10 protein-coding genes are annotated in these 12285 nt (G+C 71.5%); 7 read left to right on the top strand and 3 right to left on the bottom strand.

Annotated elements, in window-relative coordinates; all coding sequences use genetic code 11:
- Positions 1–3 precede the first annotated feature (3 nt).
- Together AC3IX6_RS28765 and AC3IX6_RS28760 are read right to left on the bottom strand one after the other, a co-directional pair.
- Positions 4–144, bottom strand: coding sequence for an SPW_0924 family protein (locus tag AC3IX6_RS28765; RefSeq protein WP_250744997.1), 141 nt, complete (start codon positions 142–144; stop codon positions 4–6).
- Between the two features lie 274 nt (positions 145–418).
- Entirely contained in the window at positions 419–1783 is a 1365-nt protein-coding gene (locus tag AC3IX6_RS28760; RefSeq protein ID WP_489365912.1) for a lytic transglycosylase domain-containing protein, read from the bottom strand.
- Between the two features lie 198 nt (positions 1784–1981).
- Here AC3IX6_RS28760 and AC3IX6_RS28755 point away from each other — a divergent pair, with 198 nt between their 5' ends.
- Positions 1982–2851 carry a DUF4184 family protein gene (locus AC3IX6_RS28755; protein WP_489365910.1) on the top strand — a complete coding sequence of 290 codons (870 nt, stop codon included), beginning with the start codon at positions 1982–1984 and terminating at the stop codon, positions 2849–2851.
- A 36-nt stretch (positions 2852–2887) separates the two neighbouring features.
- Here AC3IX6_RS28755 and polA read toward each other — a convergent pair whose 3' ends face one another.
- Positions 2888–5611, bottom strand: coding sequence for a DNA polymerase I (gene polA / locus AC3IX6_RS28750; protein ID WP_489365909.1), 2724 nt, complete (start codon positions 5609–5611; stop codon positions 2888–2890).
- Between the two features lie 145 nt (positions 5612–5756).
- On the opposite strand from polA, the gene AC3IX6_RS28745 reads away from it, so the two are divergent.
- The 6 genes from AC3IX6_RS28745 to AC3IX6_RS28720 all read left to right on the top strand — a co-directional run bounded on the left by AC3IX6_RS28745 (position 5757) and on the right by AC3IX6_RS28720 (position 12284).
- Entirely contained in the window at positions 5757–8027 is a 2271-nt protein-coding gene (locus AC3IX6_RS28745; protein ID WP_489365907.1) for an FdhF/YdeP family oxidoreductase, read from the top strand.
- Positions 8028–8081: 54 nt separating this feature from the next.
- Positions 8082–8561: a PaaI family thioesterase gene (locus AC3IX6_RS28740; protein WP_489365906.1), complete on the top strand. Its 480-nt coding sequence runs from the start codon at positions 8082–8084 to the stop codon at positions 8559–8561.
- A 39-nt stretch (positions 8562–8600) separates the two neighbouring features.
- Positions 8601–9002: a hypothetical protein gene (locus tag AC3IX6_RS28735; RefSeq protein WP_489365904.1), complete on the top strand. Its 402-nt coding sequence runs from the start codon at positions 8601–8603 to the stop codon at positions 9000–9002.
- A complete protein-coding gene (locus tag AC3IX6_RS28730) occupies positions 8999–9679 on the top strand; it encodes a Tat pathway signal sequence domain protein (RefSeq protein WP_489365903.1) in 681 nt (226 codons plus the stop codon). The genes AC3IX6_RS28735 and AC3IX6_RS28730 overlap by 4 nt, the downstream gene beginning before the upstream one ends.
- A gap of 301 nt (positions 9680–9980) precedes the next feature.
- Positions 9981–11210, top strand: a complete 1230-nt coding sequence (locus AC3IX6_RS28725) for a branched-chain amino acid ABC transporter substrate-binding protein (protein ID WP_489365901.1) — start codon at positions 9981–9983, stop codon at positions 11208–11210.
- Between the two features lie 144 nt (positions 11211–11354).
- Positions 11355–12284, top strand: coding sequence for a branched-chain amino acid ABC transporter permease (locus AC3IX6_RS28720; RefSeq protein WP_356510757.1), 930 nt, complete (start codon positions 11355–11357; stop codon positions 12282–12284).
- Position 12285 lies beyond the last annotated feature (1 nt).

Genomic DNA, 12285 nt, shown 5'->3' with positions numbered 1-12285 from the left:
CCTCTACTTTCCGGGCGCGGCGGGCGCGGTGGTGAGCAGGGGCTTCGGTGAGGTCTTGCCTTCCGGCGCCCCCGTCGCCGTGATGGCGAAGACGAGGAGCGCCGCGAGGACGAGACCGCTGGCGGCGGCGACGAATGCGCGCATGCCGGGGCCTCCGGAATCTGATGGGGTGTCAGGGCGGTGGCACCGTAGCAATGCGGGTGACAGATGAGAACCGTTTGCGCCACTGCTCGCGCGGTGACCTCGCGGGGGCCCGGCGGCGGGGCGCTCCGGCGGGAGAACACGAGGAGCGGACCCGCCGCGTCCACCCGGGCGGGCGGCAGGTCCGCGTACGCGATGACCCCGGCCGGACCCCCGCACCGTGCGAGCCGTCACGCCGGGGCCCGCCCCGCTCAGAGGGGGCGGGCGGTGGTGTGCGTCAGGGGGTCGCCGAGGGTGCCGGACCGGCGGCGGGCACGGACGGCGACGGGGACGGCTTGGCCGACGGCTTGGGCTTCGGCGACGGGGAGACCGAAGCCGTGGGCTTCGGAGAGGGCTCGGGCGTCGGCGACGGCGTCGGGGTGGGCTTCGGACTCGGGGTGGGGCTGGGGGTGGGCGTGGGCGTGGGGCTCGGTGTCGGGGTGGGGGTGGGGCTCGGCGTCGGGGTGGGGCTCGGCGTAGGCGTAGGCGTGGGGCTCGGCGTGGGCGTCGGCTTCGGCGTGGGAGTCGGCGTCGGGCTCGGTGTAGGCGTGGGCGTGGGCGTCGGCTTCGGTGAAGGCGTGGGCTTCGGTGAAGGCGTGGGCTTAGGCGTCGGGCTCGGGCTCGGGCTCGGCTTCGGAGGTGTGACCCCCGGGGTGCCGCCACTGCCGCTACCGCCGCCGCTGCCACTGCCACGGCCGTCCGGGACCTCGTGCGCGCCCTTCAGGTAGTACGTGAACCACGACCGCACCGTCCGCAGGTACGCGGAGGACTGGTTGTACGACAGCACGGCCCGGTCCAGGTCAGCGTCCACCCGCAGGTCACGCGTACCGGCGCACAGGTAGCGGCCCGCCGCGAGAGCGGCGTCGTGCACGTTGTTGGGGTCGCGCCGGCCGTCGCCGTTGGCGTCCTGGCCCCAGGAGGCCCACGTGGACGGGATGAACTGCATCGGCCCGATCGCACGGTCGTAGCGGGAGTCCCCGTCGTAGGCCCCGCCGTCGGTGTCCGAGATGTTCGCGAAGCCGTTGCCGTCGAGCACGGGCCCCAGGATCGGCCGCAGCGTCGTACCGGCGGCGTCGACCTGTCCGCCGCGCGCCTGCCCGGACTCGACCTTGCCGATGGCCGCGAGGAGCTGCCAGCGCAGTCCGCATCCGGGGTCGTTCCTGCCGACCGCCTGCTCCGCGCCCCGGTAGGCGGCGAGCACGCTCGCCGGTATCCCCTGCGCGCCCTCGGCCCCGCCCGTGGCCACGGGCTCGGTGCGCGGTCCCGGATCCGCGGCGGCCGGCACCACGGGCGGCGGCGGGGCCGCCCCTCCCTCGGGCAGCAGCACGGCCGGCGGTTCGGGGCTCACCAGCGGCGGCAGGGCGGTGAAGTAGGAGCCGTCCCCGGCGGAGCCGTCGGGCGCGGGTGCGGGCGCGGGCTCCGCGACCGGTGACGCGTCGGCGCCGGCCGCGACCGGCCCCTGCGAGGCGGTCAGCACGGCGGCCACGAGAGCGGAGACGAGCACCGCGGCCCCGCCCTTGCGCACCACCCGGCCGAACCGCGTCGGTATCCCCGCGGACGCACGTGCCGGTATCCGAACCGGTATCCGAATCCGAGTCGTCATGAGCCGGACCCCCCTCCCCCTCGACGTCCGCGTGACCCTACGTCAACTCGCTGGACAGGGCACGCATCGCGGGCCGGAATTCACGATTTCCTCATGTGATCCACAGGCCACCCATACTGGACGCACCGATCGCACAGATCGCACCGGACCGCACCGGTCTGCACCCCTCGACGAGTCGAGCCCCGGAGACAAGGCCCCATGCCGTTCACCCTCAGCCACGCGGCCGCCGTGCTTCCGGCCGTCCGCCGGTCCGGTCGTGCGCGCGGCCCCCTCGTCGGATCGGCCCTGGTCCTCGGGTCGTTCGCCCCGGACAGCTTCTACTTCGCCGACACGATCGTCTCGGGGCTCAAGCCGTACGGCACCTTCACGCACTCCCTGCCCGGCGTCCTGACCGCCGACGCGGTGCTGACCGCCGTCCTCGCGGGGTGCTGGCTGCTGCTGCGCGAGCCGCTGATCGCACTGCTGCCCCGCCGCCGGCAGGGCAGGGTGCACGCCTTCGTCCGGGGCGAGGAGTGGCGCGGGCGCCGACTGCCCGCGCTGGCCCTCTGGTTCTACCTCTCGGCGGTCATCGGCTCCCTCACGCACGTGGTGTGGGACGCCTTCACGCACGTCGACCGCTTCGGGACGCGCACCCTGCCGCGGCTGGGCGAGCCGCTCGCCCTCGGACTGCCCCTCTACTCGTACCTGCAGTACGGGACTTCGGCGCTCGCGGCCTGCTTCCTCGTCTGGTTCGCGGCGACCGCGCTGCGCCGGCTGCCGGACGCGCCGGCCCCGGCGTCCGTCCCGGTGCTCGGCCGGGCCGGGGTGTGGGGCGCGCTCGCCCTGGTCCTCGTGTGCGTGGCGGTCGGGGTCACCCTGCGCGTGCTGCGCTTCTTCACCTTCTTCGACCGGATCCGCACCCCGCTCGACATCATCCCGACCGTCTGCTTCGGCGCGGGCGGCGGACTCGCCGTGGGGCTGCTGCTGTACGGGGTCCTCGTGCGCCTGCGCCACCGGCGGGTCGGCGACCGCTCGACCCCGGAAGCAGCCGCGGCTGAGGACGCGAAAGCGCCCGTCCCCACCGCGTAGGCGGGGACGGGCGCGGCCGGACCACGGGTGCGGTGATCAGTGCGCGGCGGACTCCCAGTCGGGGCCGACGCCCACGGACACGTCCAGCGGGGCCCGCAGGTCGACGGCGGCGGCCATCTCGCGGCGCACCAGCTCCTCCACCTGCTCGCGCTCCCCGGGGGCGATCTCCAGCACGATTTCGTCGTGGACCTGGAGCAGCATCCGCGACTTCAGCCCCGCCCCGGTGATCGCCTTGTCCACGCGCAGCATCGCGACCTTGACGATGTCGGCGGCGGTGCCCTGGATCGGAGCGTTCAGCGCCATCCGCTCGGCGGCCTCGCGGCGCTGGCGGTTGTCGCTGTTGAGGTCCGGGAGGTAGCGGCGGCGGCCGAAGACGGTGGCCGTGTAGCCGGTGGCGCGGGCCTCCTCGACGACGCGGCCCAGGTAGTCCCGGACCCCGCCGAAGCGCTCGAAGAAGGTCTCCATCAGGCCGCGGGCCTCGCCGGGCTCGATGTTCAGCTGCTGGGCGAGGCCGAAGGCGGAGAGCCCGTAGGCCAGACCGTAGGACATGGCCTTGATCTTGCGCCGCATCTCGGCGTCGACCTCGGAGCGCTCGACTCCGAACACCTGGGAGGCGACGGTGGTGTGCAGGTCCTCGCCGGACTGGAAGGCTTCGAGCAGGCCCTCGTCCTCGGAGAGGTGGGCCATGACGCGCAGCTCGATCTGGCTGTAGTCGGCGGTCATGAGGGATTCGTAGCCCTCGCCGACGACGAACCCGCGGCGGATGGCCCGGCCCTCGTCGGTGCGCACCGGCACGTTCTGCAGGTTGGGGTCGGTGGAGGACAGCCGGCCGGTCGCGGCGACGGTCTGGCTGAAGCTGGTGTGCACCCGGCCGTCGGCGGCGATCATCTTGACCAGGCCCTCGACGGTCACGCGCAGCTTGGCCTGCTCCCGGTGGCGGAGCATGAGCACGGGCAGTTCGTGGTCGGTCTGGGTGGCCAGCCAGGCGAGCGCGTCGGCGTCCGTGGTGTAGCCGGTCTTGGTCTTCTTGGTCTTCGGCAGGTCGAGCTCGCCGAAGAAGACCTCCTGGAGCTGCTTGGGCGAGCCGAGGTTGAACTCGTGGCCCACCGCCGCGTGCGCCTCCTTCACCGCCTGCTGCACGGCCGCGGCGAACTGCTGCTCCATCGCTTCGAGGTGGCTCTGGTCGACGGCGATGCCGGCCCGCTCCAGGCGGGCGAGCAGCTCGGAGGTGGGCAGCTCCATGTCGTGGAGCAGCTCGGCGGCGCCCACCTCGGGCAGCTTGACCGCGAAGGCGTCGCCGAGGTCCAGGACGGCGCGGGCCTGCGCCATCAGGGCTTCGGCCTCGGCGGTGTCGTCGGCACCGAAGGCGAGCTGTCCGTCGGCGGCGGCGGGCGCCAGCTCCCGGTGCAGGTACTCCTGGGAGAGCACGTCCAGGGCGAAGGAGCGGCGGCCCGGCTTGACCAGGTAGGCGGCGAGGGCGGTGTCCATGGCGACTCCGGCCAGGGTCCAGCCGTGCTCCGGGAAGACCCGCATCAGGGCCTTGGCGTTGTGCGCCACCTTCGGCTTGGCGGGGTCGGCGGCCCAGGCCGCGAAGGCCCGCTCGTCGGCCTCGTCCAGTGCGGACGGCTCGAACCAGGCGGCGGCGCCGCCGGCCGAGGCCAGCGCGATCTCGGAGACGTTGCCGGTGCCGAGCGCCCAGGTGTCGACGGTGGAGATGCCGAGCGGGGCGCCCGCGTGGTTCTCCAGCCACGGCGCGAGCTCGCCGGCGCCCAGCACGGAGCCGTCCAGCTCCACGGCGGCGGCCGCCGGGGCCGGGGCCTCCTGCTCGGCGGCGCCCGGGTCGACGGCGAGCAGCCGCTCGCGCAGGGAGGCGTTGCGGATCTCCAGTACGTCCAGGACTCCGGTGACGGCGGTCCGGTCGTAGGGGGCGCGGGCCAGGTCGGCGGGGGTCTTGGGCAGGGCGACGTCCTTGACCATCTCGGTCAGGACCCGGTTGAGCTTCACGGCGTCCAGGTGGTCGCGGAAGTTCTGCCCGGCCTTGCCCTTGACCTCCTCGGCGCGCTCGACGAGCTCCGCGAACGACCCGAACTGGGTGATCCACTTGGCGGCGGTCTTCTCGCCGACGCCCGGGATGCCGGGGAGGTTGTCGGACGGGTCGCCGCGCAGCGCCGCGAAGTCCGGGTACTGCTGGGGGGTGAGCCCGTACTTCTCCTCGACCTTCTCGGGGGTGAAGCGGGTGAGCTCGGAGACGCCCTTGGTCGGGTAGAGCACCGTGGTGTGCTCGGAGACGAGCTGGAAGGAGTCCCGGTCACCGGTGACGATCAGCACGTCGAAGCCGAGGGCCTCCGCCTGCGTGGCGAGCGTCGCGATCACGTCGTCGGCCTCGAAGCCGTCGACCGCGAACCGCGGCACGCTCATCGCGTCGAGGAGCTCGCCGATCAGCTCGACCTGCCCCTTGAACTCGTCGGGGGTCTTGGAGCGGTTCGCCTTGTACTCGGGGAACTCCGCCGAGCGCCACGTCTTGCGGGACACGTCGAACGCCACCGCGAAGTGCGTGGGCGCCTCGTCGCGCAGCGTGTTCGCCAGCATCGACGCGAACCCGTAGATGGCGTTGGTCGGCTGCCCCGTCGCGGTGGTGAAGTTCTCCGCGGGAAGCGCGAAGAACGCCCGGTACGCCAGGGAGTGCCCGTCCATGAGCATCAGGCGGGGGCGGTCCGCTGCGGTCGGCTGGTCGGTCTTCTTCGATGCTGAATCTGCCACGCCCCCGATCCTAGGCGCCGCCACTGACAAATCCGGACGGGCTGCGCGGCGGCACAAAGGGGCGGGGCAAATCCGGCGTCGGCGCCGCGGACGGAGCGTGACAGGATCGGATGCGTACGCAGCAGACTGCTCAAAGGGGAGCGACATGGCCACCAAGCCGCCCACAGGTGATCCGGTACAGGACGCGCCGCAGGTAGCGCCCCCCCAGCACGCGGCCGCCGGCCTGCCCGCGATCGGGCACACCCTGAGGATCGCGCAGGAGCAGATGGGCCTGGCCCGTACCGCCCGCACCCTCCTCAAGGTCAACCAGAAGAACGGCTTCGACTGCCCGGGCTGCGCCTGGCCCGAGGGCGACAAGCGGCACACCGCCGAGTTCTGCGAGAACGGCGCCAAGGCCGTCGCGGAGGAAGCCACCCTGCGCCGGGTCACCCCCGCGTTCTTCGCCGAGCACCCGCTGTCCGACCTGGAGACGCGCTCCGGCTACTGGCTGGGCCAGCAGGGCCGGATCACCCAGCCGATGCTCATGGAGGCCGGCGCCGACCGCTACGAGCCGGTCAGCTGGGAGCGGGCCTTCGCGGTGATCGCGCAGGAACTGCGCGCCCTGGACTCCCCCGACGAGGCCCTCTTCTACACCTCGGGCCGCACCAGCAACGAAGCGGCGTTCCTCTTCCAGCTGTTCGTCCGCGAGTTCGGCACCAACAACCTCCCCGACTGCTCGAACATGTGCCACGAGTCCTCGGGCTCCGCACTGAACGAGACCATCGGCATCGGCAAGGGCAGCGTCTCCCTCGAAGACCTCCACCAGGCCGACCTGATCATCGTCGCCGGACAGAACCCGGGCACCAACCACCCGCGCATGCTCTCCGCCCTGGAGAAGGCCAAGTCCGCCGGCGCGAAGATCATCTCGGTGAACCCGCTGCCCGAGGCCGGCATGGAGCGCTTCAAGAACCCGCAGACGCCCCTCGGCATGATCAGGGGAACCGCCCTCAACGACCTGTTCCTCCAGATCCGCATCGGCGGCGACCAGGCCCTCTTCCGCCTCCTGAACAAACTGGTCATCGAGGCGGGCGGCGCCACCGACGAGCAGTTCATCCTCGAACACACCCACGGCTACGAGGAGTTCGCGGCCGCCACCCAGGACACCGACTGGGACGAGACCCTCACCGCCACCGGCCTGACCCGCCCCGACATCGAGCGCGCCCTGGCCATGATCCTGGCCTCGGAGCGCACCATCGTCTGCTGGGCCATGGGCCTGACCCAGCACAAGCACTCCGTCGCCACCATCCGCGAGGTCGTCAACCTGCTGCTGCTGCGCGGCAACATCGGCCGCCCCGGCGCCGGCGTCTGCCCCGTCCGCGGCCACTCCAACGTCCAGGGCGACCGCACCATGGGGATCTTCGAGCGCCCCGCGCCCGCCTTCCTCGACGCCCTCGACAAGGAATTCGGCATCACCTCGCCCCGCGAGCACGGCTTCGACGTGGTCCGCTCCATCCAGGCCCTGCGCGACGGCGAGGCCAAGGTCCTCTTCGCCATGGGCGGCAACTTCGTCGGCGCCACCCCCGACACCGAGGTCACCGAGGCCGCGATCCGCCGCGCCTCCCTGACCGTGCACGTCTCCACCAAGCTCAACCGCTCCCACGCGGTCACCGGCAGGCGCGCCCTGATCCTGCCCACCCTCGGCCGCACCGACAAGGACGCGCAGGCGTCGGGCAAGCAGTTCGTGACCGTCGAGGACTCCATGGGCATGGTCCACTCCTCCCGCGGCAACCTCGCCCCCGCCTCCCCGCACCTGCTCTCCGAGCCCGCGATCGTGGCCCGCATGGCCCGCGCCGTCCTCGGCGAGGCCTCCGCGACCCCGTGGGAGGAGTTCGAGCGGGACTACGCCGCCATCCGCGACCGGATCTCCCGCGTCGTCCCCGGCTTCGAGGACTTCAACGCCCGCGTGGCCCGCCCCGGCGGCTTCCAGCTCCCGCACGCCCCGCGCGACGAGCGCCGCTTCCCCACGAAGACCGGCAAGGCGAACTTCACCGCCGCCCCCGTGGAGTACCCGCACCTCCCGGCCGGACGCCTGCTCCTGCAGACCCTGCGCAGCCACGACCAGTACAACACCACCATCTACGGCCTCGACGACCGCTACCGCGGAATCACCGGCGGCCGCCGCGTGGTCATGGTCAACCCCGAGGACGCCGCCGAGCTCGGCCTCGCCGACGGCTCGTACACCGACCTCGTCGGCGAGTGGCGCGACGGCGTGGAACGGCGCGCCCCCGGCTTCCGCGTCGTGCACTACCCGACCGCCCGCGGCTGCGCCGCCGCCTACTACCCCGAGACCAACGTGCTGGTGCCCCTGGACTCCACGGCGGACACCAGCAATACCCCGGCGAGCAAGTCCGTCGTCGTGCGCTTCGAACCGGCCTGATAGAACGACCTCAGGACAAGAAGGTTAACGATCGTTGACGAACGGAGTCGGCCCATGGGCGAGCAGCAGCACGCGGTGAAGTTCCCGCAGGAGGTCCTCGACGAGTACACGGCCCTGGGCATCGACCTGCCCGCGCTGTTCTCGGCGGGCGACCTCGGCAAGCGGATGGACATCCGCATCCTCGAAGCCTCCGCCGAGCGCGTCGTCGCCACCATGCCCGTCGAGGGCAACACCCAGCCCTACGGCCTCCTGCACGGCGGGGCCTCCGCCGTGCTCGCCGAGACCCTCGGCTCGGTCGGCGCGATGATGCACGGCGGCATCACCAAGGTCGCCGTCGGCGTCGACCTGAACTGCACCCACCACCGCGGCGCCCGGTCCGGCCTGGTCACCGGCGTCGCGACCCCCGTGCACCGGGGCCGCTCCACCGCCACCTACGAAGTGGTCATCACGGACGAACAGGACCGCCGGGTCTGCACCGCCCGCCTGACCTGCCTGCTGCGCGACGTGAACCCGCAACAGGCTGGCAACAACTAGCCGTTGCCCTCGTAGCGGCGCCGGTCTAGCGTTCCCGCCATGGGATCCGGACCGGCGCCGCGGCGCGCCTTGGCCGCAGCGGCGACGACGGCGCTGCTGGCCGCCGCACCGCTCGGCTGCGCCGGCGGCGATCCCGGAACCCCTCCCGCCACCAGCTCCGCCCCGACAGCGCCCCAGGACGTCTGCACCCGCCTGATCACCCACTGGGCGGGCGTGATCCTCGACGCGGGCGAGGGCCGCGACGCCGTCGCCCTCGACTACCAGTCCATGGGCCTGTCCGGCGGCCAGAACGACATCCTGCGCGCCGTCCTCGCCGACGCCCGCGCCGAGCGGGACGCCAAGGGCCCGGCGGCCGCGCGCGAGCTCACCGCCCGGGAGGCGGAGCGCCGCTGCGCGGACCGCTACCGGTCGGGCGCCCCGACGGACGGTCCCTGGCAGTGAGCGGCGGCATCGGCCCGGTGGAGCCCGGGGAGGGCACGGAGGCCCACCAGGGCCCGCACGCCGATCCCCCCGCCCCGCGCACGCCCCCGGCCGTCCGGCGGCTCCGCGAGGCCTACGAGGGCCACCGGCGGGCCGTCCTCGCCCTCGGGGCGCTGACCTGCGCGTCCGCCGTCTTCGCCACCGGGGCCGCGCTGTACGCGGCCCGGCCGCGCCCCGCCCCGTACCGGCCGCCGGCGCCCTCTCAGGCGTTCTCCCTCGCGTACGTCGATCCGGCCGGGCAGGACGCCGGACGGGACCCCGGCCAGGACCCCCGGCAGACCCCCTCGGGCGCGGCCTTCGCGTTCACCGTGCGTGTGCGCGCCGGGGCCGGTCCGGCCGTCACCCTGGAGCGGCTGACGCAGTCCTCGCGGGCGCTGACGCTGGAGGTCGAGCCACCACTTCCGGCCACGCTCGCCCCCGGGGAGGCCCGTGACCTCGCCGTACGGATTCGGGTCACTGACTGCGTGCATGTGGCACGGAATTCCGGACTCCCATTCCTCGAAGTAACCCTAAGTAATGGGTTTGAGAAAGAGGATCACAGCTACATCCCCGGTGACCGTTATGCGAGGGATCTCTCCACCGCCCTGACCAGGGCCTGTCCCGAAGATCGAGACACGAGCACCCCGCCGCCGTCATGACCAAAAGGGCCCAGAGTCCTGGCGCGACAGTACTCAAACCACCCAACGGTCCTCACCCATCTCAGCATGCGGACAAGACGAACCGGCCGGATTTCCCCCTTTCCACCCGCAGACATCCGCTATGCATTACGCCGTGGCATAACAAGAGAGTCACATCATTGGCCTCAGCCCTCCATAACGTCCCAAGACCCGCTTAGAGTCACGGCCAGTCACCGCGACCAGCCGGATTCCTTTCAGTTCGGTTCCCCGCGTTCGACACGGTGCGTCCCACGGGGGACGCAGTGCCAGGAAAGGACTGATCGTGCGTCAGCGTTCTCTCATTGCCGTGACCGCCGCGCTCGCTGCGGGCGCCCTCACCCTCACCGCCTGCGGATCGCGCGGAGACAAGACCAACGACGCCGGCAGCGGCGACACCACGGTGGTCATCGGCGTCGACGCCCCGCTGACCGGCGACCTCTCCGCCCTCGGCCTCGGCATCAAGAACTCCGCCGACCTGGCTGCCAAGCAGGCCAACGAGAAGAAGTACGTCAAGGGCGTCACCTTCAAGATCCAGGCCCTCGACGACCAGGCCCAGGCCTCCTCCGGCCAGCAGAACGCCACCAAGCTCGTCGCCGACAAGGACGTCCTCGGTGTCGTCGGCCCGCTGAACTCCTCCGTCTCGGAGTCCATGCAGAAGGTCTTCGACGACGCCAAGCTCGCCCAGATCTCCCCGGCCAACACCAGCCCGTCCCTCTCCCAGGGACCGAAGTGGGCCACCGGCGAGAAGGTCCGCACCTACAAGAGCTACTTCCGCACCGCCACCACGGACGCCATCCAGGGCCCGTTCGCGGCGCAGTACCTCTTCAACAAGGCGGGCAAGAAGAAGGTCTTCCTGATCGACGACAAGAAGACCTACGGTGCGGGCCTCGCCGGCACCTTCAAGGGCGAGTTCACCAAGCTCGGCGGCCAGGTCGTCGGCGAAGGCCACATCGACCCGGAGAGCAAGGACTTCTCCGCGATCGTGACCGAGGTCAAGAGCTCCGGCGCCGACGTGGTCTACTACGGCGGCGAGTACCCGGCGGCCGGCCCGCTCAGCAAGCAGATCAAGGCCTCCGGCACCAAGATCCCGCTCGTCGGCGGTGACGGCATCTACGACAAGAAGTACGTCGAGCTCGCCGGCGCCGAGTCCGCGGGCGACCTCGCCACCTCGGTCGGCGCCCCGGTCGAGAGCCTGCCGTCCGCCAAGGACTTCGTCGCCAACTACACCAAGGCCGGATACAAGGAGCCCTTCGCCGCCTACGGCGGTTACTCCTACGACTCCGCCTGGGCGATCATCGAGGCCGTCAAGGCCACCGTCGACGCCAACAACGGCAAGCTCCCCGCCGACGCCCGCGCCAAGGTCCTCGCCGCCGTCCAGGGCGTCTCCTTCGACGGTGTGACCGGCAAGGTCTCCTTCGACGAGTTCGGTGACGCCACCAACAAGCAGCTCACCGTCTACAAGGTCGAGGGCACCGAGTGGAAGTCCGTCGAGTCCGGCACCCTCGGCGGCTGACCTCCACTGACCAACCGACCGACCCGTAGCCGGTAGTCCGCTCGAACGGCCGGCCACGGGAGCACCACCAACCTGCCGCGCGGGGCGCGCACAAAAAGCGCCCCGCGCGGAGTCACATCCGTCGAAAGACTCGGAGGACCTGCGGTGCACGAACTGCCGCAACAGCTGGTCAACGGCCTGCTACTGGGATCCATGTACGGGCTCGTCGCCATCGGCTACACGATGGTCTATGGCATTGTCCAGCTCATCAACTTCGCGCATGGCGAAATCTTCATGACCGGAGGATTCGGAGCGCTCACCGTCTGGCTGATGCTCCCCGGGGGCACCACCATGTGGATCGCCCTTCCGCTCATGATCATCGGCGCGATCATCGTCGCCACCCTCATCGCCGTCGGTGCCGAACGCTTCGCCTACCGACCCCTGCGCAACGCTCCCCGCCTCGCCCCGCTCATCACCGCCATCGGCCTCTCCATCGCCCTCCAGCAGGCGGTATGGGCCTGGTACCCCGGAGCGGAATCCTCCCTGATCTTCCCCGAGATCCCCGGCGGACCCTTCCACCTCGGCAGCGTCACCATCCAGACCGGCGACGTCTTCCTCCTGATCGCAGCCCCCATATCCATGGCCTTCCTCGGCTTCTTCGTCAAGAAGACCCGCACCGGCCGCGGCATGCAGGCAACCGCCCAGGACCCCGACACCGCCAAGCTCATGGGCATCAACACCGACCGCATCATCACCACCGCGTTCGCGCTCGGAGCCGTCTTCGCCGCCATCGGAGCCGTCGCCTACGGCCTCAAGTACGGCGAAGTCCAGTTCAAGATGGGCTTCCTCCTCGGCCTCAAGGCCTTCACCGCCGCCGTCCTCGGAGGCATCGGCAACATCTACGGCGCCATGGTCGGCGGCCTCGTCCTCGGCCTCGCCGAAACCCTGACCACCGTCTACGTAGCCGACATCCCCGGCTTCGAACAGCTCGGCGGCCAGTCCTGGGGTAACACCTGGGCGTTCGTACTTCTCATCCTCGTGCTCCTCTTCCGGCCACAAGGCCTGCTGGGCCAGCGCGTGGCGGACAGGGTGTGAC

The sequence above is a fragment of the Streptomyces sp. GL_141 genome (assembly GCF_057834385.1).
The sequence above is the reverse complement of the archived record's forward strand: the minus strand, read 5'-3'. Positions and strand labels throughout refer to the sequence as shown.

What these genes read in the sequence shown, in the direction of transcription:
- AC3IX6_RS28760 (WP_489365912.1), bottom strand. Translation starts at nt 1,783, where the DNA reads ATGACGACTCGGATTCGGATACCGGTTCGGATACCGGCACGTGCGTCC.
- AC3IX6_RS28740 (WP_489365906.1), top strand. Translation starts at nt 8,082, where the DNA reads ATGGGCGAGCAGCAGCACGCGGTGAAGTTCCCGCAGGAGGTCCTCGAC.
- AC3IX6_RS28755 (WP_489365910.1), top strand. Translation starts at nt 1,982, where the DNA reads ATGCCGTTCACCCTCAGCCACGCGGCCGCCGTGCTTCCGGCCGTCCGC.
- AC3IX6_RS28765 (WP_250744997.1), bottom strand. Translation starts at nt 144, where the DNA reads ATGCGCGCATTCGTCGCCGCCGCCAGCGGTCTCGTCCTCGCGGCGCTC.
- AC3IX6_RS28735 (WP_489365904.1), top strand. Translation starts at nt 8,601, where the DNA reads ATGGGATCCGGACCGGCGCCGCGGCGCGCCTTGGCCGCAGCGGCGACG.
- AC3IX6_RS28745 (WP_489365907.1), top strand. Translation starts at nt 5,757, where the DNA reads ATGGCCACCAAGCCGCCCACAGGTGATCCGGTACAGGACGCGCCGCAG.